Here is a 26118-nt window from a genome sequence, read left to right on the forward strand (position 1 = left end):
CCCCCGATTCGGCCTGCCGGATCGGGAGCGGGAAACCTGTAGCGGGAGAGATGTTTTCAGCTCGCGTCGCGATCCAGCAGGTGTGGTTCGCGGCGGAGCAGCTCCGTGCATCGGCCACCCCGTACGCCGATCACCGACATCGCGGGCCCGCGGTGGTACGCCCCGGTGCACGGTACGGCCAGCAGTTCGCCGGGGCGTAGGTCGGCGGGCAACCGTACGTCGGCCGCGAGGATGACGTCGCCCGCGCGCCCCGCCACGGTGGCGCTGGACAGCGGCCCGGACGGCCGCCGATTCGCCACGACCGTGCCCGAGTAGGCCACGGTTCGAATATCGCCCCGTTCCTCGCTGTCGATGACGACCGAAATGCGGCCGCCGTCATTGTGTTTCACCGACAGCACGCGGTACAGCGTGATACCCGCCCGCGCGACGATGCCGCGTCCCGGCTCCAGCGCGACGTTCGGCCGGGGGAAATGCTGTCGCGCACAGGCGGCGTCGAGTGCGTCTTCGATGATGGCGGCCAGCTCGGTGAGGTTCATCTCGGCGTCGCCGTTGCGGTAGGCGATGGCGTGACCGCCACCGAGGTCCAGATCGGTGAGCAGGCGCTCGTGGTCGCGGCGGACCTGCGCCATCTCGGCGACCAGCCGCCGGATCGCCTCGCCGTAGTGGTCCGGGTTGTAGATCTGCGAACCGAGATGGCAGTGCAACCCGATCAGGTCGAGCGTCGGCGTGCCGAGCACCCGGGCCACCGCGGTGGGGATGTCACCGAGCGCGAAACCAGGGGTGTCGGCGTCGTCCCAGGTCGGGTAGCCGTCGCGCCCGATCCCGGGTGCGACGCGCAGCAGCACGCGCTGCGGTCGGGTGGCGATCGAGGCGAGCACACCGATCTCGTCCAGCGACCCCACCACGATCCGGCCGACCCCGCGGGCCACCGCCGTCTCCAGCGTGGCTCGCGGAGTCCGGTTGGCATGCAAGATGATTCGCTTCGGATCGACACCCGCGGCGAAGGCCGCGGCCAAGTCTGCCGCCGTGCACGCGACCACCGAGAGTCCCTCGGCGGTGACCCAGTTCGCGATCCCGCGTACCAGCAAGGCCGTTGCGGCGTAGCCGATCTCGGCTTCGGCGAAGGTCTTGCGATACGCCCGGCAGCGCTGTCGGACCTCGCGCTCGTCGACCACTCGCAGCGCGGTGCCGTAGCTGTCGGCGATCTCGGTGAGCGCCACGCCGCCGAGCACGATCCGGCCGTCGGCGTCGCGGGTGGCGCCTGCGGGCCACACCGCGGAATCCAGCTGTGCGGCCGCTCCCGGCCGAGGTGGCGACAAGAAGTCCACTAGCGTCACGGCTGCTCTCCTGATCCGCTCCCCGCTTTCTCTGTACTGCGGGGCCTATCAACTACTACGCCTTTGCGTAGACCCGCGGCAGGTCGTTTAGCGCAACCTTGACCACCGGCCCCGTGATCTTGACGAATCACTGACACGCGCCGAACGCACCGGCCTGTCGCACGAGTCGGACAGGCCGGTGCGAACCCGTTCAGTACCCGACGTCGCGGCTCAGCAGATCCGCGGTGGTCTCCCGGCGCACCAGCTCCCGGCACTGCCCGTGGCGCACCGCGACGATCGGCGGCCGGCCGACGCTGTTGTAGGACGAGGCGAGGCTGTGGTGGTAGGCGCCGGTGCTGGGCACCGCGAGCACCTCGCCGGGGCGCAGGTCGACCGGCAGTTGCACGTCGGTGGCCAGGATGTCGCCCGCCTCGCAGAACCGCCCCGCGACTGTCGCGGTCATGCTCGCGCAGGTGGGGTGCCGGTTTGCGACGACGACGCTGTAGCGCGCCCCGTACAGCGCGACGCGCGGGTTGTCGCTCATGCCGCCGTCCACGGTCACATAGGTGTGCCCGCCTTCGATGTGCTTGACCGAGAGCACCCGGTACAGCGTCACGCCCGCGTGCGCGACGATCGCGCGGCCCGGTTCCAGCGAGATGGTCGGGCGCGGGAAGTGCTGGCGCGCGCAGGCCGCGTCGAGCGCGTCCTCGATGATGGCAGCCAGGTCGGCGAGGTCCATCGCGATATCGCCGGTGCGGTAGGCCACCGCGTGCCCGCCGCCGAGATCCAGCTCGGTGAGCAGGTGGCCGTGGTCGGCCCGGACGCGCGCCATCTCGGCGACCATCCGGCGCACCGCCTCGCCGTAGTAGTCCGGATCGTGGATCTGCGAGCCGAGGTGGCAGTGGAAGCCCACCAGGTTCAGCTTGGGCTGGCGCAGGATGCGGGCGACCGCCTCGGCCGCGGTGTCGCCGCCGAGCGGGAAGCCGAACTTCTGGTCGGTGACACCGGTTTTCACCGCGGGATGTCCGTGCACGTCGATGCCGGGGGAGAGGCGGAGCAGGACATTCTGCGAATCGGTGACCAGCGCCGAGAGCAGGGTGATCTCGGCCAGCGAGTCGACCACGATGCGGCCGACCCCGGCCTGCACCGCGGCGGTGAGTTCGTCGAACGATTTGCCGTTGCCGTGCATGATGATCCGCCGCGGCGCGACGCCGGCGGCGAGTGCGATGGCCAGTTCCCCGGCGGAGCACACGTCCACCGACAGTCCCTCCTGGGAAACCCAGTTGGCGACCGCGCGAATCATCAAAGCCTTACCGGCGTAGATGATCTCGGCCTCGGGGAAGGCCTTGCGGTAGGCCCGGCAGCGTTCCCGGACCTCGCGCTCGTCCAGGACGTAGGTCGGAGTGCCGTACTGGTCCGCGATATCGGCGAGGGCGACCCCGCCGATCGTTATGCGGCCCGCGTCGTCGTAATGCGTGTCCCGCGGCCATACCGCCGAGTCGAGGCGCGAGGGCATTCCCGACTTCAGCGACGGGAAAATTTCGAGCAGCGTCACGGTGTCTCCTGTGTGCGCCCCCGCTATTCCGTATGCGGGGCCGTTGTCAGGACTACGCCGATTCCCCCTGGGCAAACGTCCAGCTTACGGGTGCTTGACGAGCCGGGCCCCGATCTTGACGGAACCTTGACCAGGCCCGTGACCGCGGTCTCAGCCGCCCAGCTTCCGGTAGAAGGCGCCCGCGATGGGTGCGGTGACGGCGCGCGGCCCGTACTGCCCGGCGACGCTCATGCCCTTGCTGATCAAGCCCGGCACGACGCGCATCTTGTTGCGGGCCAGCGCGTCGATGGACACCTTCGCGGTGTACTCCGAGGAGACCCACATGAAATCGGGCACCAGCCGGTCCACGATCGACGCCTCGGCGGGATCGGGCGTCTCGGTGCGCACGGGGCCGGGCGCGAGCAGTGTGACGTGCACGCCGGAATCCTTCAGCTCGCCGCGCAGCGACTCGCAGAACGTGTTGGCGAAGGCCTTGCTCGCGGCGTAGGTCGCGTTGTTCGGGATCGGCATGTTCCCCGCGGCCGAGCCGCTGATCAGGATGCCGCCGGCGCCGCGCGCGATCATGCCGGGCAGCACCGCGAGCGTGAGGTCGTGCACCGCAACGGCATTCAGTTCCATCTGGGCGCGCTCGTAGGCGAGGTCGAGTTCGGCGACCGCGCCGAAGGTGGCGATCCCGGCGTTGTTGCACAGGATCGCGATGTCGCGGGCGCCGAGTTCCTCGACCAGTGCGCCGCGCTGGGTGCGGTCGGACAGATCGACCGCGCGCACCTCGGCGGTGATGCCGTGCGCCAGCGTCAGCCGCTGCGCGAGTTCGGTGAGCACCTCACCACGGCGGGCGACCAGGATCAGCGAATAGCCGCGGGCGGCGAGGTCGGCGGCCAGCGCGGTGCCGATGCCGGAGGAGGCGCCGGTGACCACGGCGCGGTTCTCGGAGGTGGGGGAGGGCAAGCTCACGTCAGGAGCCTAAGCGATGTTTCGGGACGGCGAGGCGGGCGGTCCGCCGAGACCTCGGCTACTGGGCCGGTTTGTCCGTGGGACCGGTCTGCACGTCCGTCGGCGCGGGCGAACGGACCGGCAGCAGCGCGCCGAGCCCGAGCGCGAGCACGAGGACCAGCCCGACGATGCCCGCTCGGTCGGTGTCGAACAGGATCGTGAACAGGGCGAACGAGAGCGGCGCGAGGAACGACACCGCGCGTCCCGTGGTCGTGTAGAGGCCGAAGATCTGGCCTTCCCGTCCCGGCGGCGCCAGTCGGGCGAGGAAGGACCGCGACGCGGACTGCGCCGGGCCGACGAACACGGTGAGCAGCAGCCCGAAGATCCAGAACATCAGCGGGCCGGAGACCACCAGCAGCGCGAGGCCGCACACGATCATCGACACCAGCGAGACCACGATGACGCGCTTCGGCCCGCCCCGGTCGTCGAGCCGTCCCGCGACGATCGCGCCCAGTGCCGCAACCACATTGGCGGCGATGCCGAACAGCAGTACATCGGCCTCGGCGATGTCGTACACCCGCACCGCGAGCACCGCACCGAAAGTGAAGACACCCGCGAGTCCGTCGCGGAAGACCGCGCTGGCCAACAGGAACCAGACGATGCGCTGGTCGACGCGCCACAGCTCGCCCAGGTCCCGGAACAGCACCTTGTACGACGCGAAGAACCCGGCGTTCGCGGCGCCGGGATCGGCGTCGGTGCGCGGTAATTCGGGGACGGTGAACAGCACCGGCAGCGCGAACGCCGCGAACCAGACCGCCGCGACGACGGCGACCAACCGGATGTTGAGTCCGTCGTCGGTGGGAATGCCGAGCAGCCCGCGGTTGTCACCGTCGCCGGAGATGAAACCGAAGTAGCAGATCAGCAGCAGGAAGATGCCGCCGAAATAGCCCATGGCCCAGCCGAACCCGGAGACCCGCCCGACATTGTCCGGGGTGGACACCTGGCGCAGCATCGCGTTGTAGGGCACGCTGGCCAGCTCGAAGAAGGCGGAGCCGAGTCCGAGCAGCAGCAGGCCGTACCCCAGATAGTGATAGTCGTCGTGCACGAAGAACAGCAGTGTCATCGACGCGATGCAGAGCCCGGTCAAGAAGGCAAGGGAGCGTTTGCGTTTCGCCGACGCGTCGAACCGCTGCCCGAAGATCGGCGCGGTCAGCGCCACCAGCAGCCCGGCGGCGCCGAGGGTCAGGCCGAGCCAGGTACTCGACGAGAAGGGGCCGGGCAGATCGTCACCGACCTTGTCGGTCAGGTACACGGAGAAGACGAACGTGAGGATCACGGCGTTGAAGGCGGACGATCCCCAATCCCAGAATCCCCACGCCACCACCTGTGCGCGCCCGGCGGCCTGTCCGACAGTCGCTCGCGCGTTCACCTCGGTCATGCCGCGCAGCCTATCCGCCGCGGGGCGTCGCCGGTGGCCGACGAAGCGGCCTGCGCGCCGATTCGATACCGGGGTGCTACGCGCGGGCCGCGGATCTCGTTCCGGCGAGTTACCGGCACGGTAGCCGAACGTTATGCACTCAGTTGCATAGTACTGGGTGTTACGGCTAATCTGTCGCCATGGCCCTCGAGCATGCGCTGCTGGTATCGCTGACCGAGCGGGCCGGCTCGGGGTACGAGCTGGCGCGCCGCTTCGAGAAGTCCATCGGCTACTTCTGGAGCGCCACCCATCAGCAGATCTACCGGGTGCTCAAGCGCATGGAAGAGTCCGGCTGGCTGAACAGCGAGTCGGTGGTCCAGGAGGGCAGGCCGGACAAGAAGGTGTACTCGGTGAGCGAGGCCGGCCGCACGGAGCTGGCCCGCTGGATCGCCGAACCGTCCGACACCGGCACCCCGCGCAACGAGCTCGCGATCAAGATCCGCGCCGCCGCCTACGGTGACATCACCGCGCTGTGCGCCGAGGTCGCCCGCCACCGTGACCAGCACGCCCAGCGCCTAGAGGTGTACCGCCTCATCGAAAAACGCGACTTTCCGGTCCCGGATCAGCTCTCCGGGACGGCTCTGCACCAGTTCCTCGTCTTGCGCGCGGGCATCCGCGTGGAGGCGGGGTTCATCGAATGGTGCGACGAAGTTCTGCAAGCCCTGCGCCCGAGTGCGACAGCCCCGCACCCGGATTGACCGAAAGCGAGACGCGCCGATGAGTTCCTTCCCGCATCTTTTCGAGCCCTTGGACCTCGGCTTCACCACCTTGCGCAACCGCGTGGTGATGGGGTCGATGCACACCGGCCTGGAGGACCGTGCCTGGGACACCAACAAGCTGGCCGCCTATTTCGCCGAACGCGCCCGCGGCGGTGTCGGCCTGATCATCACCGGCGGTTACGCGCCCAACCGCACCGGGTGGCTGCTGCCATTCGGCTCCAAGCTGACCAACAAGACCGAGGCCTACCGGCATCGGGTGATCACCAAGGCGGTGCACAAGGAGGGCGGCAAGATCGCCATCCAGATCCTGCACGCCGGCCGCTATTCCTATGTGCCGGGCAGCGTTTCCGCGTCCTCGATCAAAGCGCCGATCAACCCGTTCCGTCCGCGCAAGCTGTCGTCCAAGGGGATCGAGAGCACCATCGACGACTATGTGCGCTGCGCGCGGCTGGCCCAGTTCGCGGGCTACGACGGCTGCGAAATCATGGGCGGTGAAGGCTATTTCATCAACCAGTTCCTCGCGCCGCGCACCAACAGGCGCACCGACAAGTGGGGCGGTTCGGCCGAGAACCGCCGCCGGATCGCGGTGGAGATCGTGCGCCGCACCCGCGCCGCGCTCGGCCCGAAGTTCATCATCGTGTTCCGGCTCTCGATGGCCGAGCTGGTCGAGAAGGGCCAGACCTTCGATGAGATCGTCGCGCTGGCCAAGGAATTGGAGGCGGCGGGCGCGAACATCCTGAACACCGATATCGGCTGGCACGAGGCGCGGGTGCCGACCATCGTGACCTCGGTGCCGCGGGCGGCCTTCGTCGAGTTCACCGCGAAGATCACCAAGCAGGTGAGCATTCCGGTCTGCGCGTCGAACCGGATCAACATGCCCGAGATCGCCGAGGAGATCCTCACTCGTGGTGACGCGCAACTGGTTTCGCTGGCCCGCCCGTTCCTCACCGACCCGGAGTGGGTGAACAAGGCCAAGCAGGACCGGATCGACGAGATCAACACCTGCATCGCCTGCAACCAGGCCTGCCTCGACCACGCGTTCCAGCGCAAGACCGTGTCCTGCCTGTTGAATCCGCGGGCGGGGCACGAGACCGAGCTGCAGCTGCTGCCCACCCGCCGCACCAAACGGATCGCGGTGGTCGGCGCCGGACCGGCCGGGCTGTCCGCCGCGGTCAACCTCGCCGAGCGCGGTCATCGCGTCGACCTGTTCGAAGCCGACGACAAGATCGGCGGCCAGTTCGACATCGCGCGCCGTATCCCCGGCAAGGAAGAGTTCGACGAGTCCATCCGCTACTACCGGCGCAAGCTCGAAGTCACCGGCGTGACAGTGCATTTGAACAAGCGCGTGAGCGCGGCCGAACTCGTCGCGGGCCGGTACGACGAGGTGGTGCTCGCCACCGGCGTCAAGCCGCGCATCCCGAACATCCCGGGTATCGACCATCCGATGGTGCTGTCCTATGCCGAACTGGTCCGGGAGGAGCGGCCGGTCGGCAAGCGCGTCGCGGTGATCGGTGCCGGCGGTATCGGATACGACGTCAGCGAATTCCTCACCGTCGAAGGCCATCCCACGCTCAAGCTCGACGAGTGGAAGGAAGAGTGGGGCGTCGACGCAGACAACGAGCAGGCCCCCGGTCAGCTCACCGAGCCCAAGCCGGCGCCGGCCGCGCGCGAGGTCGTTCTCCTGCAACGCAAGTCGACACCGTTCGGCAAGGACCTGGGTAAGACCACCGGGTGGGTGCATCGCGCGGCGCTGAAAGCCAAGGGCGTCGACCACATCGGCGGGGTCAACTACGAGCGCATCGACGACCACGGCCTGCACATCAGTTTCGGTGAGAAACGGCAACGCCCCCAGCTGATCCCGGTCGACAACGTGATCGTCTGCGCCGGCCAGGAGTCCGTGCGCGACCTGGAGGGCGAACTGCGCGCCGCGGGCGTGAACCTGCACCTCATCGGCGGCGCCGAACTCGCCGCGGAGTTGGACGCCAAGCGGGCGATCGATCAGGGCACACGGCTGGCGGCTCGTCTCTGAATCGACGCCAGGTCTCGAATGTGACGTAGCTCATATTTGTTCGGTCGTGGAACCGGACGTGCCGACGCGCGTCTAAAGCCATGACAGGACAACAGCATTCGAGACAGGAATTGATATGAGGCTGCGTACGGCCAGTGTCTTGGTTTTCGCCGCGATCATGGGGTCGGGGCTGCTCGCCGCCGGCTCGGCGACGGCAAACCCCATCGGGCTCGGCGGATTCGGTTCGGTGCAGGGCGCCACGCCGCCCGAGGGGTGCGTGCCCCCGCCGCTGGGCTCGGACGGCAAGCCGTTGCCGCCGCCGGTCGGCCCCGACGGCAAGCCGTTGCCGCCGCCGTCCGACCTCAACGGTAAGCCCTGCCCGCCGCCCAACCGGTAACTCGGCTAACTGGAACGCGTTTCATCTCTGACCGTCGAATGCCCACGGGGACAACGCAAGCGTGTTTACGATCGGGGTTATCGCATACGGGAGGGGAAGTCATGCGTCGTGCGGCGACGTTCGCCATCGCACTGTTATCGCTCACCGGCGCTGCACTTGTGCCGCAACCACTTGCGTCCGCTGCGCCGGTGAGCACCGCGAGCTGCTTCCTCGCGGGAGCCGAGCGGGCGCTTCCGCCGGGGCTCAGCTTGGAACCGTCGCAGCAGCAGGTCCGTAACCGGGGGCTTTCGATCGTCTGCGCCGGACGGCTCGCCGGTCGGGAACTGAATCCGTTCCGGGCGGGCGTGTTCGATGCCGATGTCACCACCGGCACCCGGCCCGGCCTGGGCAGTACCGGCACGTGCCTGACCGACGGCGGGGAAGGGCACGTCACGGTGCGGTTGCCCACGACGGACGGTGGCACGCTGCAACTCGACGGACCTGCCACCTACGTCAGCGTCGGCGCCGAGAACTTCATGGAGGGCTATCTCGGCCCCTACCACTATGTTTCGTTCGTCCAGTCGATGCCGGACCTGAACCATCTGGACGAGAACTGCGTCACCAAGCCGGTCCAGCACTGGATCAGCGCGGGCCCGATCGTGCTCTTCGACGCCGCCGAGTGAGCGCCGTACCGGATTACTGTGGGGGCGTGGGGTTCTCCGATTACGCGCCAGGTGACGTCGTCTATTTCCCGGAGGGGCCGTTCAGCGGTGTCTGCGCGGTCGTCCGGGAGGTGGATGCGCGCAGGTCGACGTTGCGCATCGACTTCGGCGAGGGGCTCGCGCACCGGGAAGGCGGTGTGCTGCGGGAGCGGCGGCACCGGCTCACCGTGGGCTTCGACGAGGTCGAGCTGGGCTAGGCGACGGGTCACGCTCCGCGGGGCGCGTACATGATGACGGCGACGCCGAGCAGGCAGATGAGGGCGCCGGTGAGATCCCAGCGGTCCGGCTCGAAACCGTCCAGCGCCATGCCCCACAGCAGCGAGCCCGCGACGAAGACGCCGCCATACGCGGCGAGAATGCGGCCGAAGTCGGCGTCGGGTTGCAGGGTCGCGACGAATCCGTAGCAGCCGAGGGCGAGCACCCCGGCGCCCATCCACGCGAACCCGCGGTGTTCGCGCACGCCCTGCCAGACCAGCCAGGCCCCGCCGATCTCGGCCACGGCCGCCAACGCGAAGAGCAGGATCGAACGCAAGACGGTCATAGGCACGCAGCGTAGAAGATCAACCCGCGCCGGCGCCGTGACCTCGGCTGCCAGTCACCGCGCGGTGTCGGAGCCGCTCGCTTCGATCGCCTGGGCGGCGAGACCGTCGAGCACGGCGACCCGCGCGGCGGGGACCTCGATGTTCATCCACAGCGTGTGCGGATCCCGGGGCGTGAACTCGAAGGTGAAGAACGAGCAGCACCCGGATTCGCGCGCGGCGAGGTCCCGCGCCGTCTGTTCCGCGGTAGCGGCCACCGCCAACCGCAGGACGTTCGGCGACGGCCGCTGCACGGTCCGCACCGCCGCGGCGAACAGTGCGCCGAACTCGGCCTCGCGGACCGGCTGCGCGGCGGTGGGCAACGTGCACCCTTGCACCGGGGCCCAACGCAACTCCACGGGCCCATCGCCTCGTTCGACTGGTTGTGCGGTCATTGCTTACCTCCCACATCGAAAGCGCCGCGTAGTTCGATGCTAAGCCTGTATCCGGGTACTGGATGCAAAGCCTGAATCCGATCGAGCGGCGAGACGGATGGCCCGGAAATTTCGTTGTTCCGTATGCGGAGCGGGTGTACCGTCTCGCGCATGCAGCGCGCACTGTGCATCACGACGCCGGACGACGTCCCGGCGCGCTGACTCTTGTTCTGACAAAGCCCCGGGCGGATGCCCGGGGCTTCGCCGTGTGGTCATCCGCCCTCATCGGAGGAGACCCCATGTACGACCACCGCAAACTGGGCCGGGAACTCGGCTTGTTCGACACCGACCCGTTGATCGGGGCCGGATTGCCGTACTGGTTGCCCGACGGAGCGATCGTGCGCCAGTGTCTGGAGGACTACATCCGCGGTGTGGAACGCCAGGCGGGCTACCAGCACGTGTATTCCCCGGCCCTGGGCAAGCGCGAGCTGTACGAAATATCCGGGCACTGGGCGCATTACCACGAAGACATGTACCCGCCGATGGATCTCGGCGGTGAGCAGGTCGTGTTACGACCCAGCCTGTGTCCGCATCACGCGCTGATCTACCGATCCCGCTCGCACAGCTATCGCGAACTGCCGCTGCGCATGGCCGAACTCGGTGCGATGTACCGCTCCGAATTGTCCGGCGTGCTGGGCGGTTTGACCAGAGTGCGGTGTATCCAGCTCAACGATGCGCATATCTTCTGCACCCTCGAGCAGGTCGCCGACGAGGCCGCGGCCGCCCTCGCGCTGATCGGAGCCGCGTATCGCGCGATGGGTCTCAGCGCGGTGCGCTACCGGTTGTCGCTGCCCGGCCCCGGCGGCAAATACGTTGCGGCACCGGATATGTGGCTGCGGGCGAGCAAGATTCTGAGCGAAGTGCTCGACGGGGCGGGTGTGCCGTACGACGCGGTCGAGGGCGAAGCCGCGTTCTACGGTCCGAAGATCGACGTGCAGGTGCACGATCACGCGGGCCGGGAGTCGACCCTGTCCACCGTGCAGGTCGACTTCTATCAACCCGATCAGTTCGATCTGCACTACGTCGGGCCCGACGGTGCGAAGCACCGACCGGTCATGGTGCACCGCAGCATCATCGGCAGCGTCGAGCGCGCTGTCGCCCAGCTGATCGAGGAGCACGGCGGCGCGTTCCCCGCTTGGCTGGCCCCGAAACAGGTTGCTGTACTGCCGATCTCGGCCGCCGACGAACCTGCTGCCGTCGAGCTGCGCGAGCGGTGTGCGCGGGCCGGTCTGCGTGCCGAGGTAGTCGGGGCCGAATCGGGGAGCCTGGCGGCCCGGGTGCGGGAAAGCCGTTTGGCGCCCTATCAATTCGTGCTCGGACCGGCCGAGATCGCGGATGACGCGGTCGCGGTCCGGCTCCGGGACGGACGAAAGCTGCCTGCGCAGTCCGCGGACGACGCGATCGGACGCATCCGCGTGCTGGTGGACAGCCACGACACCCGATTGTGGGCCGACTGATCGCCCGGCCGGTGGCCGGTGGCCGGTGGCCGCGCGAACCGATCAGGAATCGAGAAGCGCTGGTCACCGGCCCGCACTTAGCGTTATCGACATGAACATCACCACTGACCAGATCACCATCGACGCCGTCACCCTCGAGGTGGCCGACCCCGCCGCGGCAGCGGAGTTCTACGCGGCCGCGTTCGGCCTCGGCGACAAGCTGCGGGTGCGCGCCTCGGACGCGCCGACCAGCGGTTTCCGCGGTTTCATCCTCTCGCTGGTCGTCTCGCAGCCCAGTACCGTCGACAGCCTCGTCGGCAGCGCCGTGCAGGCGGGTGCGACGATCGTCAAGCCCGCGAAGAAGAGCTTCTGGGGCTACGGCGCGGTCGTGCAGGCCCCGGACGGTGCGATCTGGAAGATCGCGACCTCGGCGAAGAAGGACACCGGCCCGGCCACCCGCGAGATCGATGACTTCGTCGTGCTGTTCGGCGTGGACAACGTCAAGGCGACCAAGCAGTTCTACGCCGATCGCGGTCTGCCGGTCGGCAAGAGTTTCGGCAGCAAGTACGTCGAGTTCGAGGCTCCGTCGGCGGCGATCAAGCTGGCGCTGTACGGGCGCAAGGCGGCGGCCAAGGATGCCGGTGTGGCCCCGGAGGGTTCCGGCTCGCACCGCATCGTCCTCGCGAGTGGCCTGGGCGCCTTCGCCGACCCGGACGGCTTCGAATGGGAGCCCACCCCGGCGCCCGCCGACCGGTGATCGCCTACCGTCGGCCACGATGCACAGGGACTTGATGCTCGATTCGCTGGACGGGCTTTCGGTAGGGGACGCGCTGGGGTGGGAATTCCCGATCATGCGCCGCTCGATTCGCGACGTGCGCGCCGGTGAACTTCCCGGCGGGCCGTGGCGGTGGTCCGACGACACCGAAATGGCCTGCACCGTGGTCGACGAACTCGCCCGGCACGACCGGATCGACCAGGATCGGCTGGCCGCCGCGTTCGCCCGGCGCCTCGATCCCGCCCGCGACTACGGATTCCTCGCGATCGCCACGTTGCGCAAGATCGGCGCGGGCGTGCCGTGGCGGACCGCCGCCGGCGCCGCGTACGACCATCAGGGTTCGTGTGGCAACGGCGCGGCGATGCGCGTCGCCCCGCTGGGCGCCTACTACGCCGGCGACCCGGAAAGTATTGTCGCCGAAGCGATCCGATCCGCCGAGGTGACGCATCTGCATCCGGAAGGCGTCAGCGGCGCGGTCGCGGTGGCACTGGCCGCCGGGCAAGCCGCGCAGGCGCGCCTGGCCGGGACTCGGCCTGCGCCGAGCGAATTCATCACCGCCGTGCTCGATCGACTGGCCCAAGGCGAAACCGGTGCGTTGATCCGCCATGCGCGCACCCTGCTGGGCGCCCCGGTGGCGGTGGCCGCGGCCGAACTCGGCAACGGTTCGCAGGTCACCGCGCAGAATACGGTCCCGTTCACCCTGTGGGTCGCGGCCACGCACCTGGCCGACTACCCGGGCGCGATCACCGCTTGCCTTGCGGCGGACGGCGATATCGACACCACCGGTGCCATCGCGGGTGGCATCGTCGCCGCCTTCACCGGCGTCGGTGGCCGCGCCCAGTCGATCGCGGGGGTGCCACCGGTGTGGCTCGCGGCCCGCGAACCGCTGCCCGGCTGGTTCGATCCTGTCCGCGCGGCGGAGCGGCGCAGGCGACGGTTGCGGAGCTGGTTCTCCGGCGCATTCTGAGGGGCTCGGCCCCTCCACGAAACTCGTGCTCGTTGACTTTTCGGACCAGTCGGATCATCATAATGTGAACAGTGATCGCAATGCGTTCAATGATAACAAAGATGTCCGGCACAACCACGGCGTTTATCGGAGGCATGAATGGCAGAGCTCACCGACCGCGCCCGCGATATTCGGCAGCGGATCATGACGCAGATCCGGCGAGAGGGAACGGCGCCGACGATCGCCGAGCTCAGGGCCGAGTTCGCGCTGTCGGAGGCGGACCTTTCCGCAGATCTGCGCGACCTGGAAGGCGCGATCTGCGTGGCACGGCAGGACCGGGAGCACGCGGGCAGTCCGGTGTTCCAGGACGAGCCGCTGGCGCGGCCGCAGCCCGCGGTGGGGGAGATCGTCTACGCGCGTCCGTTCGCGACGTTCGAGAACCACTATCGGATCACTGTCGACGGCGTGCAGCGCTGGTTCGCCGAATGCGCCGTCGAGGCCTGCGCGATCTCGGGGCAGTTCCCCGGCGCGGAGGTGGTCGTCGAGTCGGTGTGCAGGCAGACCGGGCAGCCGGTGCGCCTGGTCGGACGTGACGGGGTGCTGCTGGACTACGGGCCCGGCACACTGCGGGTGCATCTGGGGTATCCGCTGCGTGAGATGCCGCACCGGGTGGTCGGATGGTGCGACTACAACAGCTTTTTCGCGTCCGAGGAGGCCGCCGAGCAATGGCGCCGGGCGCATCCCGAGATCAAGGGTGTCACCCGTGCGCCCGAGCAGATGAGCCGTCTCATCACCGAATTGCTCGGCAAGGGCCGGCTGGACTACGACTACCAGCCCGTGTTCCCGCTGCTGCCGCTCGCGCGCAAGCTGCGTCGGTTCGGGCTCGTCGGCCTGTCCCGACGCGGCTTTCCGCGCCTCGAAACCTTTTGGCTGCCAACGCTTCCGATGCTGCGTGCGTGGCGACGACGTGGTCTGGGCTTCTTCCTGCGGTTCCGGCTGCGCTGACGCGGTAACGGCGCGCACGTTGCGCGGTAGGTCAGCTGGTCGGTCGTAGCGCATCGATCATAGTGGTGAGCAACTGGATTCGGCGTTCGGTGAGCTCCGGGTAGGGTCGGACGTGCCGGAACAGGTGCTCGGCGTCGAACATATCGCTGATCATGAACACCACGGTGGCGAAATCCGCCGGATCGATGGCGGGGTCCGGGTCCGTGGTCTCGAGGGCGAGTTGCAGAATGCGCACGCCGTAGGCGAACAGCGCGGGTTGCAGTCCCTCGCGCAACTTCTCGTCGGTGCGCGCCGCCAGCTGCAACTCGTAGATCGCGGCGTTGACGGAGTTGCCCGCCAGCTCGTATTGCAGCCGCAGCACCGTTTCCACGCTGCGGTCCGCGGCCGGTATGGCGGCGAATCGTGTTTCGAACGCGTCGAGTTGGCGCCGGAACGCCTCTTCGGCGGTGGCGACCATGAAATCCGCCATGGTCTCGAAGTGCCGGAACAGCGCACCGTAGGAGAGCCCGGCCCGCGACGCGATGGTCTTGACCGAGGCACGCGCATAACCCTTCTCGCTGATCGTCGCGATACTCGCGTCGAGCAGCTTGGCGATGGTGGACTCGCGCCGTTCGCGCTGGGTGCGGCTCATGTGCGCGATCGTAAGGGCACGGTGCGCCGCAACCGCTCAGGAGCCGACGGAATGCCGGATCTCGACGTGTGCGCGTGCGGGCCGGCCGACGCGCAAGAACTGGCCGGTGCCCCAGTCGCTGCCGAAGCCGGCCGTGAATTGTCCTTCGCGATAGACGGTTACGCCGTTGACGACGGTGGCCGTCACCGCGCCGTCGTTGCGATTGACCATGCGGTCGAGACCGAACTCGGGCATCGGGCGCTCGTGCAGGCCGTGCACGGACTGGTCCAGCCCGGCGGGGTCGAGCACGACGAGATCGGCGCGATCACCGACGCGCAGGTGGCCGGCGTCGAGGCCGTACCAGTCGGCGAGCTCGCCGGTCAGCCGGTGGATGGCCTGCTCGATCCGCATGAGGGGCTTGCGGCGGGACTGCGCGGCCTGCACCCGTTCGAGCAGCCGCAGGTGGTAGTTGTAGAACGCCATGTTGCGCAGGTGCGCGCCCGCATCGCCGAAACCCATCTGCACCCCCGGGTTGGTGGCGAGCTTGTCCAGGTACTTGCGCCGGTGGTTGGCCACGGTGGTGCGCCACCGCAACCGGGTGCCGTATTCGACGACCAGGTCGAGGTAGGCGTCGACGGGGTGCACCCCGCGTTCCTTGCCGACCTGCCCGATGGTCTTGCCGATCACGCTCTCGTCCGGGCAGGCCACGATGGTGGCGTCGAAGAAGTCCCGGTGCCAGATCCGGGGACTGAACTTGTTGTCGTAGTCCTTGCGGAACCAGCGGCGATATTCCTTGTCCCGCAACAGTTCATTGCGTTCTACCTCGTCCTTGAGGTGCAGCGCCGCGGCGCCGGCACCGAATTCCTCGAACACCACCAGGTCGATGCCGTCGGCGTAGACGGTGAACGGCACCGGCAGGTGCTGCCACCGGAAGTCGGTGCGCGCGAACCGGTTCAGTAAAGGCGCGGCGTACATCATGAAGAACACGATCGGCGGATACGCCTTCGAGTCGGCCGCCGACAGCAGGGAGGTTCGCAAAGCCTTGCGCCCGAACAACCCCGAGCTGGCCGCGAAGAACTTCCAGATGTTGGGCGTGAAGTTGATGGTCGGCGCACTCTGCAGAATGCGGCCGCGGCGGCGCAGTACGGCGTTGAGTGCCCGGAACTCCCGGCCCCGGGCGTAGGTCGAGGGCAGCGAACGGGAACGGTAGATCTCGCCGTCGATCTTGTCCAGGGTGTTGGTCATCGAGGACAAGCCGAGGAAGCCCGCGTCGATGGCCTGCTCCAGCAGCGTTTGCATGCGCGCGAGTTCCGCCGCGCTGGGCCGGGTGTCCCGGGTGACGGCCCGATCGAGACCGAGCACGTGGGTCCGCAGATCGGAATGGCCGAGGAACGCGGCGACATTGGGGCCCAGTCGAAGTCGCTCCAGCGCTGCGGCGTATTCGGCGGGAGTTCGCCAGTCGCGGTGCGTTTCCAGCACGCCGTGCACGGCCGCGCGGGGCACCGCTTCCACCCTGCTGAAGAAGTCCGCGCAGTCCGAGTTCGAGGCCAGGATGGTCGACAGCGAGCAGTTGCCGATGAACACCGTCGTGACGCCGTGCCGCACCGACTCCGAAAGGGCTGGACGCGCAAGGAGTTCGGCGTCGTAATGGGTGTGCACATCGACGAAACCTGGTGCGACCCATTTGCCTTCGGCCTCGATCACCTCGGTGTCCGGACCGCCGGTCAATCGTTGCGCCGAGATCGCCTCCACGATCCCGTTCCGGATACCGAGGTCGCGACGTTGCGGCGGCGCGCCCGTTCCGTCGAACCAGAGTCCGTCTCGCACGATCATGTCGAACATCGCATGCCTCCTGGCCGTTTCGCTTGACGGTAACATAAATAGTGATCGATCACTATCTAAACTCGACAAACCAATTGCCCTGGTAGGGCAGGGTAGGCATGATTCGACCCATGGATTTGTCGTCGTCTGCCGTGCTGCGCTGGCAATTCGACCTGGTATGGGCGCTGTTCGAATTCCACCTCGAGCGGTTGACCGAGGCCGAGGTCCGCTGGGAGCCCGCAGACCTGTGCTGGACGCTGCGGACCGGAGCCGACGGGAGCTGGGTGCCGGACTGGGCCGACGTCGAGCCTGATCCGATCCCGGTGCCGACCATCGCCTGGCTCAGCTGGCATATCGGCTGGTGGTGGAGTGTGACCATGGATCATCTGGCCGGTCGGGTGCCCCGGGAGCGGCACGAGATCGAGTGGCCGGGTGACCACGCCGTCGTCGCATGGCTGCGCGACTTGCGGGCGGAATGGTCACGTGTGCTGGATCGGATCTCCGACGCGGATCTGGTTGCCCCGGCGACGTTTCCGTGGTCCGGCGAGGACAGCAAGTCCGTAGCGCACACCGTCGCCTGGGTGAACGCCGAACTGATGAAGAACGCCGCGGAGATCGGGCAGTTGCGTCTGCTGCACGCGGCGCGCAACGGTCAGTGAGGCAAGCGGTTTCGGCTCAACCGTTGATCGTGAGGCCGGTGATCAATTGCTCGATCACCGCGTGGACGGCGGCGGTGTCTTCGGTGGATTCCGCTGAGTGCGCGAGGATTTGGGCCGCCTCGTCCAAGGCGCCGACGATGATCAGGGCCAGCGGACGTACGGGTTGACGCCGGATGCGGCCCGCCGCGATGGCGCCCGCCAAGGCGTTCTCCACCCGGCCGATCGTGTGCCGCAACTCGATCTCGCGCCAGAGGCGCCAGCCCAGCACCGCGGGTCCGTCCAACAGCGCGATGCGCCGTACCTCGGGCGCGGTCGACGCGTTCAACCAGGCCAGGCAGCCGACGATCAAGCCGGCGATCGGGTCGTCGGACCGGGCCTCGGCCACCGCCGTGCCGATCACCTCGACCAGGCTGCGCTCGAGATCCTCGAACACTGCCTCGAACAGATCGCGCTTCTCGCTGAACTGGTGATAGAGCGCGCCACGACTGACCCCCGCGGCCTCGGCTACCGCGACGGTGCTCACCGCGCCGTATCCGAACTGGCCGAACAGTTCTCGCGCGGCACGGATCACCGCGGTGCGGGTGGCGGCCGAGCGTTCGGCCTGGGTTCGTCGGTCAGCGTTCATGGCGACGTAGCAGTCTATCCACGCCTTCGCACCCCTTGACCGCGGCGCCCACCGTCGTGGAACATACAGTCATCCTGTTTGTATCTTAGAAGGATTCGGATCATGTCCGTTGGCACCAAGGATCTGTTCGAGCGCTACCACGCCTGCTGGGCCGATCGCGATCCCGACCGCATCGTCGAATTGCACACGCCCGACTCGATTTTCCATCTGCACTCCGGGGGCAAGCCCGCGCACGGCCGGGCCGAGATCCGCGCCGCCGCCGCGGAAACCTTCGCCTTGGTCCCGGACCTGACCTTCCATCTGGTCAACCTGCGAGTCGGCGACGACTTCTGGGCGGTCCAGTGGAAGTTGTCGGGCACCTCGGTCACCGGCGCCGCCGTCGATGTGGACATCGCGGACGTGGTCTTCGTCGAGGACGGCGCGGTGCGCGAGAAGCACACCTACGTCGACGGCGTAGCCATGCAGGCCGCACTGGCCACCCCGGCCGACATCGCCTGACGAGCCCGAAAACCGAACCGCCGGAACATGTCCGGCGGTTACGGTCAGACTGACGGGTAGACGGCGATCTCGATGAGGTTTCCGTCCGGATCGCGGCAGTAGTGCGAGATCATCTCGCCCAGCGCTCCGGTTTTGCGGACCGGCCCGCTCACGATGCCGACACCGCAGGCGACGAGGTGGTCGTGCACCTCGTCGGCCGAGGCCGTGGTCACAAAGCAGAGGTCCTGCGCGCCCGCGGACTCCACGGCGGCCGTCGTCCAGGTCGGGTCCGCGGCCAGCGCACCGACCGGCCGCAGATTCAGCTTCTGGTCGCCGAACCGCAGGGCGGTCCGCTCGCCGGGCCCGAACGTCTCCGCGCGCATGCCCAGTACCTCGACGTACCACCTCGCGGTTGCCGCGACATCGCGGCAGTTGATCACCACATGATCAATTCGATCGATGCTGAGCCCCATGATCAGAACAGTAGCGAATCGCCCGCGCTACCGGCCTCGGCCGCGGGATCCGCCGGCTGCTGCGCGGTGTCCGGTACCGTCTGCGGCCGTTGCGCTGAACTGGGCTCTGCCCTCGCACCGGGGAGGATCGGGGATGTCGAACGGCGGGGTGTCCCGACGCGGTCTGCTGGGTACGGCGCTCGGCGCAGGTGCGCTGGCGGCGACGGCGTGTGCGCCCGCCGCCCCCGTCGGCGACCGAACACAAAGCGAATGGCTGGCCAGGCAGCTGCTCGGGGTCGGCGCGAACGGGACGGATCTCACGCTGACGTATTTGAGGACCCTCATCGATACCGGTCTTCCGGCTACGGATCGGCGCAAGCGCATCATCGTCGTCGGTGCCGGCCCGGCGGGGTTGAGTGCCGCGAACCTGCTCGCCGCGGCCGGTCATCAGGTGACGGTGTTGGAGGCCAACGGCAATCGGGTCGGCGGCCGGGTCAAGACGTTTCGCGGTATTTTCACCGATCCTGCCCTCTACGCCGAGGGCGGAGCGATGCGGCTGTCCAGCGCGCAGCCGTTGGCGCTGGCGCTGGCCGACAAGTTCGGCTTGCCGCGCAGGCCGTTCTACAGCGCCGACGTGCATCCGGACACCCCTACGCCTGCCACGCCGCCGGTTGTCTACCGCTCCTTCACCGGTGCGGAGTGGTCCAATGGGCCCGTAATGCCCTACGTGCCACCGGCTCCGGCGGGTCGCGGGCTGATCAAGGTGAACGGACGCGTCGTGTCGCGCGGCGACTACGCCGCGAACCCCGGCGCGGTGCACGCGGGTTTCGGCTGTGCGCTGTCCACGGCCAGCAACGTCGCTCTCGATGCCGAACTGCGCAAAGACTCTGTGCGGCAGAGTGGTTCGATCGAGCGGCAGGTCGAAGGCTGGACCGACCTACTGCGTACCTACGAAAACCTTTCTCTGCGTGACTATCTGCGCGAGCAGGGCTGGCCCAAAGCGCGGATCGATGCGGTCGGCACCTTGGAGAACCTGACCGCTCGGCTGGGGTACAGCGTCGTCTTCCCACTGGTCGACCACACCCTGATTCCGGCCGGCGCCACCTACTGGGAACTGGCGGGCGGCATGTCGACGCTCACCGACGCGCTGGCCAGGCAGCTGGGACCGGCGGTCCTGCTGGGCAAGCGCATGACCGGGCTGGAGCAGACCGAGCACGGCGTGCGGATCCGGACCACCGCGGAAGCCGGCGACGAGACCTCCGACGGCCGGCCGATCGACCCGGTCGAGTCGTTCGAGGCGGACTACGCGATCGTGGCGATCCCGTTCACCGCGGCGCGCTTCTGCACGTTCGACCCGCCGTTGAGTTACGCCAAGCGCCGGGCGATCATCGAACTGCAGCACGACTCGGCGACAAAAGTGTTGCTGGAGTTCAAGAGCCGTTTCTGGGAGCAGGGACCGGCCGGCTTCCGCGGCGGTCGCTGCGTCAGTGATTCGCCGAACCGGTGCACGTATTTCCCGTCGCACGTGCAGGATTCCGACGGCGGCGTGGTGCTGGCCGCCTACACCTTCGCCGACGATGCGATGCGCTGGGACGCGCTCACCGAGGGGGAGCGCATCCACTTCGCCCTGGCCGGGCTGCGTGACCTGTTCGGCGCCCGGGTCGATGCCGAATTCACCGGCGTCGGCATCACCCAGAGCTGGGCGCGCGCCCGCTACGCGCTCGGCGAAGCGGCCATCCCGGCGCCCGGCCAGCTGCACGAGCATCATCTCGCCACCCGATCGATCGAGGGCCGAGTGCATTTCGCCGGTGACCACACCAGCCTCAACACCGCGTGGATCGAAGGCGCGCTGGAAAGCGGTGTCCGCAGCGCGCTCGAGGTCCACCAGCGCTGAGCCGCAACCGGTTTCGTCAGCTCGGCGCGATATCGGCGACGAACAGTCGCAGCCGCTTGCCTGTGATCGCGTGGACGAGCCCGGTCTCCGTGCGCGGCACCAGCGGCAAACGCGCGACCGTATCGCTGTCGACGATGCGCGGGTTGACGAGCCGGATCGACCGGCCGCGGCGGCGCAACTGCGCGTCGCCCGCGGCGAGCACGTTGCGCGCCCAGTCGGTGGTTCCGTGCCCGAGCACGACGCCCAGTCCGCCGTCGAAACTGAACGTGTTGACCGGCGTCTCATAGGGTTTGCCCGACTTGCGTCCCCGGTGTTCGATCACCGCGAACGTCGGGAGGTAGCGCGATAGGCGACGGGCGACCGGGTTCATGTACCGGCTCTGCCAGCGGCCGAACCAGGTGGGAAAGAACTGCGGGCCACGATCTGCCTGAGTCATGCGTCCTCCGTGTACATTCGGCCGCGAACGAACGGTGCGCGGGCACACCGTCGCAGACGAGCTTAGAAAGCGCGCGGCCGCGCCGCATCCGACTCAGGGCGGACTCGGGTGAAGCTGGGGTGACCTCGTCTGATTTCCGCCAGCATTTCGCCCCGGCCCTCGTAACGTCGACATCGTGTCAGAGACCAGCAAGACCATCGTGCAGCACGCGTGGAAAGCGTTCGCCTCCCACGACTTCGACCGGATCGCCGCGTTCTTCACCGCGGACGCGGAATGGCTCGCCCAGGCGGACAACGCCACCGCCGTCTTCTTGAACGGCCCGAGCCACATGGTCGGCCGCGACTGCATCGCCGACTTCATCGCCAACGGCTTTCCGAAGCTCTTCGCGAAGGACGTCTCGATCGTTTTCCGCGGTTTCTACGCCGACGGTGATCGGGTGACGGTGGAGGAGACCATGACCGCCACCCTCGCGAACGGGAACGCCTACGAGAACGACTACTGCTTCGTCTTCGAACTCCGCGACGGCCTGATCCACCGCGTGCGCGAGTACATGGACACCGCCCGCGGCCACCGCATGGTGTTCGCCGGCTGATATCCGCAGGCCGGGCGTGCGCGCCCGGCTCAGCGTTCCTTCGGCGGCCACCAGGCGCCCATGCCGAGGGCGATCAGGCGCATCTGTTGCACGGTGCGGTCGACGAGCAGTTCTTGTTCGCGCGCCGGTGCCGAGATATACGCGGCGATACCGTCGGAGACCGTGGCGACCAGCAGGTCGGCGGCGATCTCCAGATCCGCGGGGGACCAGGAGTCCAGCGCGCGGATGCGGGAGAGGTCGGCGACGAGTTCCCGCACGATCAACTGGATCTCCAGCGCAATGGATTTGCGCAGCGCCGCCGATCCGCCGTGGCGCTCCCTGGTGAGGAAGCCGAACAGTTCCCGCTTGGGGTCGACCTGCGCGAACACGAAGCGCACGGTGTCGGCGAGGCTGGCCTCGGGATTGCGGCGCACCTCACGCAGCGCGAGCCGCAGAGCGGTGATCCCGTCGTCGACCAGTGTCGCGCCGAGATCATCGAGCGAGGCGAAGTGCCGGTAGAAGGCGGTCGGCACGATGCCCGCGGAACGGGCGATCTCACGCAGGCTGAGCGCGGCGAAGCCCCGATCGGCGGCCAACGCCAGGGTGCCGTCCATGAGGGCCTGTCGCGTGCGCTCCTTGCGCTCGCCTCGGGTTGCTGACTGCTCGCTCATCACGGTGAGCATACATCCGTTCACCATTCCACTCATCCAAAGATGTTGTTCGGGTCACATGTTTTGCCGGTTGACACCCGACCCCTGCTATCGGTCACACTAGTTGAGTGTACAGACGTGCACTGAAATTGGAACGCAACGTCGCGGGACCTGCGCCACACACAGCCCGGCGGTAGGACCCCGACGCAGAGGTACGGAGAACGAATGGTGGATCTCATCAATCTGGTGCAGACCCTGACCACGCCGCATCCGCTGGACCGGTACCTGGAACTGGTGCGTCCCACGCTGACCGCGCGGGAGATGCGCGCCGAGATCGTCCACGTCGACCGGTCGGTGCCCGGCTCGGTGACGCTCACCCTGCGTCCGACCCGCCAGTGGCAGGGTCATGCCGCGGGCCAGTATGTGCAGATCGGTGTCGTGATCAACGGCGTCCGGCATACCCGCTGCTATTCGCCGGTCGGCCCGGCGGTCGGCCGGGGCAAGCAGGTGCAGCTCACCGTCAAGGCCCATCCCGAGGGTTTGGTGTCGCAGTATCTGCACCGCAACGCCCGGCCCGGACTGGTGGTCGACCTCGAGCCCGCCGCGGGGACGTTCCGGCTGCCCGACCAGCGACCCGACCGGGTGCTCCTGATCAGCGGCGGCAGCGGTATCACGCCCGTGCTGTCGATGCTGCGCACCCTGGCCGCCGAGGACTATCCGGGCGAGGTCGTGTTCCTGCACTACGCGAAGTCGCCCGAGGTGGTGCCGCATCGCGCCGAACTCGACGCGATCGGGCAGCGGCACAAGAACTTCCGCATCGAACTGCGGCATCCGTGGCGGTCCGACACGAGCAACGTGAACCGCAAGGCCCCGTGGGTCGACGTGGCCACCGCGGCCGCCAGTGGGTATTTCGACTACGACGAACTGGAACGGGTGGCGCCGTGGTTCGCCGACGCGGAAACCTTTGTCTGCGGCCCGCAGTCGCTGATGGACGCGGTGCGCAAGATCTACGAGGCCGAACAGCTCGACCATCGGCTGCACAGCGAGGAATTCACGATTTCCCTCGCCCCGGTGGATGCCGAAGATGCTTACGGCACAGTGAGTTTCGCCGCCACCGGCGTGACCGCGGACAACAACGGCGCCACCCTGCTGGAACAGGCCGAAACAGCGGGTCTCACCCCCGAATACGGCTGCCGGATGGGAATCTGCTTCTCCTGCACGGCCGTTCGCCGTTCCGGTTGCACCCGCAACCTGCGCACCGGCGAGACCGACAGTGACCCGGATCAGCCCATCCAGCTCTGCATCAACGCCCCCGTGGGCGACGTCGAGATCGACATCTGACCGAACAAGAGGAGCAATCGATGACCATCCTCACCGAAACCAAAGACGGCCCCCTGGTCCTGAGCCCCGATCAGGTCGAAGAGCTCGGCCGGGCGCTGGACGAACTGCGCGCCGAGGTCGTAGCGGATCTGGGCGAGCGCGACCGCGAATATCTGTACTCGATCATCAAGGCGCAGCGCGGTTTCGAGATCGCGGGCCGCGGCCTGATGTATCTCGGCTTCCTGCCGCCGTTCTGGCTGGCCGCCGTCGCCGCGCTGAGTGTGTCGAAGATCCTGGACAACATGGAGATCGGCCACAACGTCATGCATGGCCAGTACGACTGGATGCGCGAACCCGGCGTGAATTCCCGTGTCTTCGAATGGGATACCGTCTGCCCGGCGGACCAGTGGAAGCATTCGCACAACTATCTGCACCACACCTACACCAACATCCACAACAAGGACCGCGACATCGGCTACAGCATCCTGCGGATGGACGAGGCCCAGTCGTGGAACGTGCTGCGCCTGGGCCAGCCGCTCTATGCCTTCGCGCTGATGGTGCTGTTCGAGTGGGGCGTGATGGGGCACGACCTCGAGGTCGAGAACATCGTCGCGGGCAAGCGGAAGTGGTCCGACATCAAGAAATTGGTGAAGGGTCAGTGGCGCAAGGCCGGCAAGCAGGTGCTCAAGGACTACGTGATCTTCCCGGCGCTGAGCGGCCCGCTGTTCTTCAGCACGCTCGCGGGCAACGTGACCGCCAACCTGGTGCGCAACCTGTGGGCCTTCTCGATCATCTTCTGCGGCCATTTCCCCACCGGCGTACAGACGTTCACCGAGGAGGAGACCGCCGACGAGACCCGCGGCGAGTGGTACGTGCGGCAGATGCTCGGCTCGGCCAACATCACCGGCAGCAAACTGTTCCACATCATGTCCGGCAACCTGTCGCACCAGATCGAACACCACCTGTTCCCGGACCTGCCCGCCGCGCGCTATCCGGAGATGGCGCCGGCGGTCCGGGCTTTGTGTGAAAAGTACGGATTGCCGTACAACACCGGCCCGCTCGGCAAGCAGATCGGCTCGGTGTGGCTGAAAATTTTCAAGCTCGCACTGCCGCCCAGCTTGGTCAAGAGCGAGCCCTCTCCCGGTGTTATCGTGATGCGTCAGCGAAAGGCAAGCGAAGTGGGCGTGTGAATGATTGGGAAATTCGAAAGCAACAAGGACCTCATTCAAGAATTGACGTCCTCGGGTGCGAAGCATGTCGGCAATATCGCGAGCATCATCGCGGGCACGGTCGCGGAGGTCACCAAGGAGATCGGTGAGTGGATCACCGACGGGATCGAGATGCGCGAGGCCGCCGTGGCCGCCCGCCGGGACGCGGCGGCACAGCGCGATCTCGATCTCGACGATGATCTCGCGCCGCCGGCGACCGAGCCGGTGGTGAAAGAGCCGGTGGCGACCGAGGCGCCCTATGTGGACGCCGAGGTGGTCGAGCCGGAGCCCGGCGAGACGCGCTGATCAGTCCGGCGCGCTGATCACCACACCGGCAGCCTGCGCCGGTGCTCGGTGACGTCGGTGATCAGGTCGCGGTATCCGTCGGTCAGTTCGGCGAGCCTGCACCACTGCAGGTGGGCTTCCCCGTCCACCTGCACGCGGTGCGCCTGCTGCGGCGCCTTTCGCAAAGCCTGTTGTGCCGCAATCCATTTCGCTGCCAGTCGATCGATGACCGCGCCGAGGGTCTCGGTGTGCAGCGAGGCGCCGCCGCGGTGCTCGACGTTGCCCGCGACCCAGCTGTCGATGCGTGCGACCAGCTCGGCCCGGTGGGTGTCGATGTCCTCGATCAGCTGAGCGCACGCCACCACGCGGCCGGTGGTGACGCCCGGTGCGTGCGCGGTCTCGAGCGCATTGCGCCGGCGCTCATGGCATTCGACGAGTTCGCGGGCGGCGGTGAGCACGCTGTGCTTGCGGTGATTCGGCTCGTTTCGGAAGGCGCGCAACAACTCCGCGGGTGGTGGCAACTCTTCGATGCCGATACGGACGCCTGCGTATTCGGTAGGCATGTGCACACCCCTGCGGTCACGATCCAATTTCTGGATGCGCCAGGGCCGAGGGGGATTTCGGGGAGGGGCACCCCTCGGCTCCGGCGCAGCCCCGCGCTCGGACGCCACCCCCACAGTCCACCAGCACGGCAAAGAAACCGGGAAATCCGCGACGATGCGATGAGGAAGACGGCCCGAGAAATCGGGACTCTTTCAGGAAAGCGCGGTTGTCGAATCCGCGCAATAGTATGGTGTACAAATCTATCCGGCGCCGATGAATCGTTATGA

The 26118-nt window shown here is 67.7% G+C and carries 29 protein-coding genes; 16 read left to right on the plus strand and 13 right to left on the minus strand.

The window, feature by feature from the left end; all coding sequences use genetic code 11:
• Positions 1-56: 56 nt before the first annotated feature.
• The 4 genes from O3I_RS08155 to O3I_RS08170 form a co-directional block, all read right to left on the minus strand.
• Positions 57-1337, minus strand: a complete 1281-nt coding sequence (locus O3I_RS08155; RefSeq protein WP_041562484.1) for a diaminopimelate decarboxylase family protein — start codon at positions 1335-1337, stop codon at positions 57-59.
• Positions 1338-1527: 190 nt separating this feature from the next.
• Positions 1528-2871 carry a diaminopimelate decarboxylase gene (gene lysA, locus O3I_RS08160; protein ID WP_014982428.1) on the minus strand — a complete coding sequence of 448 codons (1344 nt, stop codon included), beginning with the start codon at positions 2869-2871 and terminating at the stop codon, positions 1528-1530.
• A gap of 150 nt (positions 2872-3021) precedes the next feature.
• Entirely contained in the window at positions 3022-3825 is an 804-nt protein-coding gene (gene cmrA, locus O3I_RS08165) for a mycolate reductase (RefSeq protein ID WP_014982429.1), read from the minus strand.
• Positions 3826-3883: 58 nt separating this feature from the next.
• Complete coding sequence (locus tag O3I_RS08170) at positions 3884-5251, minus strand: MFS transporter (protein ID WP_337587887.1); 1368 nt, start codon at positions 5249-5251, stop codon at positions 3884-3886.
• A 170-nt stretch (positions 5252-5421) separates the two neighbouring features.
• Here O3I_RS08170 and O3I_RS08175 point away from each other — a divergent pair, with 170 nt between their 5' ends.
• From O3I_RS08175 to O3I_RS08195, 5 genes are all read left to right on the plus strand, one after another.
• The gene (locus tag O3I_RS08175) at positions 5422-5979 is read left to right on the plus strand and encodes a PadR family transcriptional regulator (RefSeq protein ID WP_014982431.1); all 558 of its coding nucleotides are present in this window, start codon (positions 5422-5424) and stop codon (positions 5977-5979) included.
• A gap of 19 nt (positions 5980-5998) precedes the next feature.
• A complete protein-coding gene (locus O3I_RS08180; RefSeq protein ID WP_014982432.1) occupies positions 5999-8029 on the plus strand; it encodes an NADPH-dependent 2,4-dienoyl-CoA reductase in 2031 nt (676 codons plus the stop codon).
• 115 nt (positions 8030-8144) lie between these two features.
• On the plus strand, positions 8145-8405 hold the full coding sequence (locus tag O3I_RS08185; protein WP_014982433.1) for a hypothetical protein: 261 nt from the start codon (positions 8145-8147) through the stop codon (positions 8403-8405).
• Between the two features lie 188 nt (positions 8406-8593).
• Positions 8594-9067: a hypothetical protein gene (locus O3I_RS08190; RefSeq protein ID WP_141691695.1), complete on the plus strand. Its 474-nt coding sequence runs from the start codon at positions 8594-8596 to the stop codon at positions 9065-9067.
• A gap of 26 nt (positions 9068-9093) precedes the next feature.
• The gene (locus tag O3I_RS08195) at positions 9094-9303 is read left to right on the plus strand and encodes a hypothetical protein (RefSeq protein ID WP_014982435.1); all 210 of its coding nucleotides are present in this window, start codon (positions 9094-9096) and stop codon (positions 9301-9303) included.
• A gap of 8 nt (positions 9304-9311) precedes the next feature.
• On the opposite strand, the gene O3I_RS08200 is transcribed toward O3I_RS08195, so the two are convergent.
• A complete protein-coding gene (locus tag O3I_RS08200; protein WP_014982436.1) occupies positions 9312-9647 on the minus strand; it encodes a YnfA family protein in 336 nt (111 codons plus the stop codon).
• Between the two features lie 54 nt (positions 9648-9701).
• Positions 9702-10079 carry a hypothetical protein gene (locus O3I_RS08205; RefSeq protein ID WP_014982437.1) on the minus strand — a complete coding sequence of 126 codons (378 nt, stop codon included), beginning with the start codon at positions 10077-10079 and terminating at the stop codon, positions 9702-9704.
• Positions 10080-10357: 278 nt separating this feature from the next.
• Between O3I_RS08205 and thrS the strand changes: the two genes are divergently transcribed.
• From thrS to merB, 4 genes are all read left to right on the plus strand, one after another.
• Positions 10358-11575 (plus strand): threonine--tRNA ligase, encoded by a 1218-nt coding sequence (gene thrS / locus O3I_RS08210; protein WP_014982438.1) that lies wholly within the window; start codon positions 10358-10360, stop codon positions 11573-11575.
• Positions 11576-11666: 91 nt separating this feature from the next.
• The gene (locus O3I_RS08215; RefSeq protein WP_014982439.1) at positions 11667-12311 is read left to right on the plus strand and encodes a glyoxalase; all 645 of its coding nucleotides are present in this window, start codon (positions 11667-11669) and stop codon (positions 12309-12311) included.
• 19 nt (positions 12312-12330) lie between these two features.
• On the plus strand, positions 12331-13296 hold the full coding sequence (locus tag O3I_RS08220) for an ADP-ribosylglycohydrolase family protein (RefSeq protein WP_141691696.1): 966 nt from the start codon (positions 12331-12333) through the stop codon (positions 13294-13296).
• A gap of 138 nt (positions 13297-13434) precedes the next feature.
• Complete coding sequence (gene merB, locus O3I_RS08225; protein ID WP_014982441.1) at positions 13435-14280, plus strand: alkylmercury lyase family protein; 846 nt, start codon at positions 13435-13437, stop codon at positions 14278-14280.
• A gap of 31 nt (positions 14281-14311) precedes the next feature.
• Here the strand turns inward: merB and O3I_RS08230 are convergent, their stop codons facing one another.
• Together O3I_RS08230 and O3I_RS08235 are read right to left on the minus strand one after the other, a co-directional pair.
• Positions 14312-14911, minus strand: coding sequence for a TetR/AcrR family transcriptional regulator (locus tag O3I_RS08230; protein ID WP_014982442.1), 600 nt, complete (start codon positions 14909-14911; stop codon positions 14312-14314).
• Positions 14912-14947: 36 nt separating this feature from the next.
• Positions 14948-16732, minus strand: a complete 1785-nt coding sequence (locus tag O3I_RS08235; protein ID WP_014982443.1) for an N-acyl-D-amino-acid deacylase family protein — start codon at positions 16730-16732, stop codon at positions 14948-14950.
• Between the two features lie 110 nt (positions 16733-16842).
• Between O3I_RS08235 and O3I_RS08240 the strand changes: the two genes are divergently transcribed.
• Positions 16843-17370 carry a DinB family protein gene (locus tag O3I_RS08240; RefSeq protein ID WP_014982444.1) on the plus strand — a complete coding sequence of 176 codons (528 nt, stop codon included), beginning with the start codon at positions 16843-16845 and terminating at the stop codon, positions 17368-17370.
• Positions 17371-17386: 16 nt separating this feature from the next.
• Here the strand turns inward: O3I_RS08240 and O3I_RS08245 are convergent, their stop codons facing one another.
• Entirely contained in the window at positions 17387-17995 is a 609-nt protein-coding gene (locus tag O3I_RS08245; protein WP_014982445.1) for a TetR/AcrR family transcriptional regulator, read from the minus strand.
• A gap of 102 nt (positions 17996-18097) precedes the next feature.
• On the opposite strand from O3I_RS08245, the gene O3I_RS08250 reads away from it, so the two are divergent.
• On the plus strand, positions 18098-18493 hold the full coding sequence (locus tag O3I_RS08250; protein WP_014982446.1) for a nuclear transport factor 2 family protein: 396 nt from the start codon (positions 18098-18100) through the stop codon (positions 18491-18493).
• A gap of 44 nt (positions 18494-18537) precedes the next feature.
• On the opposite strand, the gene O3I_RS08255 is transcribed toward O3I_RS08250, so the two are convergent.
• The gene (locus O3I_RS08255) at positions 18538-18945 is read right to left on the minus strand and encodes a VOC family protein (protein ID WP_014982447.1); all 408 of its coding nucleotides are present in this window, start codon (positions 18943-18945) and stop codon (positions 18538-18540) included.
• 133 nt (positions 18946-19078) lie between these two features.
• On the opposite strand from O3I_RS08255, the gene O3I_RS08260 reads away from it, so the two are divergent.
• On the plus strand, positions 19079-20818 hold the full coding sequence (locus O3I_RS08260) for a flavin monoamine oxidase family protein (RefSeq protein ID WP_014982448.1): 1740 nt from the start codon (positions 19079-19081) through the stop codon (positions 20816-20818).
• Positions 20819-20834: 16 nt separating this feature from the next.
• On the opposite strand, the gene O3I_RS08265 is transcribed toward O3I_RS08260, so the two are convergent.
• Positions 20835-21254, minus strand: coding sequence for a nitroreductase family deazaflavin-dependent oxidoreductase (locus O3I_RS08265; RefSeq protein WP_014982449.1), 420 nt, complete (start codon positions 21252-21254; stop codon positions 20835-20837).
• Between the two features lie 175 nt (positions 21255-21429).
• Between O3I_RS08265 and O3I_RS08270 the strand changes: the two genes are divergently transcribed.
• Positions 21430-21846 (plus strand): nuclear transport factor 2 family protein, encoded by a 417-nt coding sequence (locus O3I_RS08270; RefSeq protein ID WP_014982450.1) that lies wholly within the window; start codon positions 21430-21432, stop codon positions 21844-21846.
• 29 nt (positions 21847-21875) lie between these two features.
• Here O3I_RS08270 and O3I_RS08275 read toward each other — a convergent pair whose 3' ends face one another.
• The gene (locus O3I_RS08275; protein ID WP_041563527.1) at positions 21876-22496 is read right to left on the minus strand and encodes a TetR family transcriptional regulator; all 621 of its coding nucleotides are present in this window, start codon (positions 22494-22496) and stop codon (positions 21876-21878) included.
• A gap of 204 nt (positions 22497-22700) precedes the next feature.
• On the opposite strand from O3I_RS08275, the gene O3I_RS08280 reads away from it, so the two are divergent.
• From O3I_RS08280 to O3I_RS08290, 3 genes are read left to right on the plus strand one after another with little or no spacing between them, the layout of a single operon-like run.
• Positions 22701-23816, plus strand: coding sequence for a ferredoxin reductase (locus O3I_RS08280; RefSeq protein ID WP_014982452.1), 1116 nt, complete (start codon positions 22701-22703; stop codon positions 23814-23816).
• Between the two features lie 20 nt (positions 23817-23836).
• The gene (locus O3I_RS08285) at positions 23837-24985 is read left to right on the plus strand and encodes a fatty acid desaturase family protein (RefSeq protein WP_014982453.1); all 1149 of its coding nucleotides are present in this window, start codon (positions 23837-23839) and stop codon (positions 24983-24985) included.
• Positions 24986-25309, plus strand: coding sequence for a hypothetical protein (locus tag O3I_RS08290; RefSeq protein ID WP_014982454.1), 324 nt, complete (start codon positions 24986-24988; stop codon positions 25307-25309).
• 17 nt (positions 25310-25326) lie between these two features.
• Here O3I_RS08290 and O3I_RS08295 read toward each other — a convergent pair whose 3' ends face one another.
• Entirely contained in the window at positions 25327-25851 is a 525-nt protein-coding gene (locus O3I_RS08295; RefSeq protein WP_063632237.1) for a DUF4254 domain-containing protein, read from the minus strand.
• Between the last annotated feature and the right edge of the window lie 267 nt (positions 25852-26118).

Origin of the sequence: Nocardia brasiliensis ATCC 700358, assembly GCF_000250675.2 — a bacterium.
GTDB classification, from domain to species: Bacteria; Actinomycetota; Actinomycetes; order Mycobacteriales; family Mycobacteriaceae; genus Nocardia; species Nocardia brasiliensis_B.

Bases quoted from the DNA above. Each gene is read 5' to 3' on its own strand.
- merB (WP_014982441.1), top strand. From the start codon at position 13,435: ATGGCAGAGCTCACCGACCGCGCCCGCGATATTCGGCAGCGGATCATG.
- O3I_RS08230 (WP_014982442.1), bottom strand. From the start codon at position 14,911: ATGAGCCGCACCCAGCGCGAACGGCGCGAGTCCACCATCGCCAAGCTG.
- O3I_RS08285 (WP_014982453.1), top strand. From the start codon at position 23,837: ATGACCATCCTCACCGAAACCAAAGACGGCCCCCTGGTCCTGAGCCCC.
- O3I_RS08215 (WP_014982439.1), top strand. From the start codon at position 11,667: ATGAACATCACCACTGACCAGATCACCATCGACGCCGTCACCCTCGAG.
- thrS (WP_014982438.1), top strand. From the start codon at position 10,358: ATGTACGACCACCGCAAACTGGGCCGGGAACTCGGCTTGTTCGACACC.
- O3I_RS08265 (WP_014982449.1), bottom strand. From the start codon at position 21,254: ATGACTCAGGCAGATCGTGGCCCGCAGTTCTTTCCCACCTGGTTCGGC.
- O3I_RS08205 (WP_014982437.1), bottom strand. From the start codon at position 10,079: ATGACCGCACAACCAGTCGAACGAGGCGATGGGCCCGTGGAGTTGCGT.
- O3I_RS08200 (WP_014982436.1), bottom strand. From the start codon at position 9,647: ATGACCGTCTTGCGTTCGATCCTGCTCTTCGCGTTGGCGGCCGTGGCC.
- O3I_RS08295 (WP_063632237.1), bottom strand. From the start codon at position 25,851: ATGCCTACCGAATACGCAGGCGTCCGTATCGGCATCGAAGAGTTGCCA.
- O3I_RS08290 (WP_014982454.1), top strand. From the start codon at position 24,986: ATGATTGGGAAATTCGAAAGCAACAAGGACCTCATTCAAGAATTGACG.
- O3I_RS08175 (WP_014982431.1), top strand. From the start codon at position 5,422: ATGGCCCTCGAGCATGCGCTGCTGGTATCGCTGACCGAGCGGGCCGGC.
- O3I_RS08180 (WP_014982432.1), top strand. From the start codon at position 5,999: ATGAGTTCCTTCCCGCATCTTTTCGAGCCCTTGGACCTCGGCTTCACC.
- O3I_RS08280 (WP_014982452.1), top strand. From the start codon at position 22,701: ATGGTGGATCTCATCAATCTGGTGCAGACCCTGACCACGCCGCATCCG.
- O3I_RS08245 (WP_014982445.1), bottom strand. From the start codon at position 17,995: ATGAACGCTGACCGACGAACCCAGGCCGAACGCTCGGCCGCCACCCGC.
- O3I_RS08185 (WP_014982433.1), top strand. From the start codon at position 8,145: ATGAGGCTGCGTACGGCCAGTGTCTTGGTTTTCGCCGCGATCATGGGG.
- O3I_RS08220 (WP_141691696.1), top strand. From the start codon at position 12,331: ATGCACAGGGACTTGATGCTCGATTCGCTGGACGGGCTTTCGGTAGGG.
- O3I_RS08240 (WP_014982444.1), top strand. From the start codon at position 16,843: ATGGATTTGTCGTCGTCTGCCGTGCTGCGCTGGCAATTCGACCTGGTA.
- O3I_RS08260 (WP_014982448.1), top strand. From the start codon at position 19,079: ATGTCGAACGGCGGGGTGTCCCGACGCGGTCTGCTGGGTACGGCGCTC.
- O3I_RS08235 (WP_014982443.1), bottom strand. From the start codon at position 16,732: ATGTTCGACATGATCGTGCGAGACGGACTCTGGTTCGACGGAACGGGC.
- O3I_RS08255 (WP_014982447.1), bottom strand. From the start codon at position 18,945: ATGGGGCTCAGCATCGATCGAATTGATCATGTGGTGATCAACTGCCGC.
- O3I_RS08275 (WP_041563527.1), bottom strand. From the start codon at position 22,496: ATGAGCGAGCAGTCAGCAACCCGAGGCGAGCGCAAGGAGCGCACGCGA.
- O3I_RS08250 (WP_014982446.1), top strand. From the start codon at position 18,098: ATGTCCGTTGGCACCAAGGATCTGTTCGAGCGCTACCACGCCTGCTGG.